The organism is Flammeovirga aprica JL-4 (genome assembly GCF_012844305.1).
GTDB classification, from domain to species: Bacteria; Bacteroidota; Bacteroidia; order Cytophagales; family Flammeovirgaceae; genus Flammeovirga; species Flammeovirga aprica.
In genome coordinates this window covers 1-585 of sequence record NZ_JABANE010000404.1, presented here as the reverse complement: position 1 = coordinate 585, position 585 = coordinate 1, and the positions used below count along the sequence as shown (strand labels likewise).

General features: G+C 58.6%; 2 protein-coding genes. Both read left to right on the top strand.

What is annotated here, in order from left to right; genetic code table 11:
- Window positions 1-4 precede the first annotated feature (4 nt).
- Window positions 5-100, top strand: coding sequence for a DUF2859 domain-containing protein (locus HHU12_RS36070; protein WP_394353235.1), 96 nt, complete (start codon window positions 5-7; stop codon window positions 98-100).
- A partial coding sequence (locus HHU12_RS34620; RefSeq protein WP_262889460.1) for a hypothetical protein occupies window positions 90-585 on the top strand: 496 nt, incomplete at its 3' end. The genes HHU12_RS36070 and HHU12_RS34620, both read left to right, overlap by 11 nt.

Here is a 585-nt window from a genome sequence, read left to right as displayed (position 1 = left end):
TGATATCGAGCTGCTGCCGGTATCCGGCAGCGATCTGGCGAAGCGGCTGGGGTTGCAACACTACCCGGTATTCATCAGCGAAAAGGGAATTGAACAATGAAGCTAATGACACGCCTTCCAATCCGGGAGGCAACCAGGTGAGCGATCGCTATGTGATTGAAGCCCTGCTGCGACCGGCGGTTGAACTGAATACCGCCGTGGTATCCGCCTGCGCCAGCTATGTTTGCGTTACCGCGCCGTGGGCGATTGCTTTAGCGCCCAGCGTTAGCTACGTGATGGCCGGAGCGCTGGGGATATTCGCGATTAAGCGCACCCGCGAAGGGCTGCGGGTACTTCGCTATCGCCGTAATATCCGGCGCTTACCCCGCTACGTGATGACCAGCCGTCAGGTGCCAGTGAGCCAGATGAAGCTGTTCCTGGGAAAAGGCTTTTTATGGGAGCAGCGGCACACGCAGCGCCTGCTGGATACGTTACGCCCGGAGGTCGCCAGATACGTAAACCCTTCCTGGGTTTATCAGGCGGCGCGGCGGGTTGAACAACGTCAGGAATATCGTTTTCCGACCCTGTGCCGGTTACTGGCAAGCG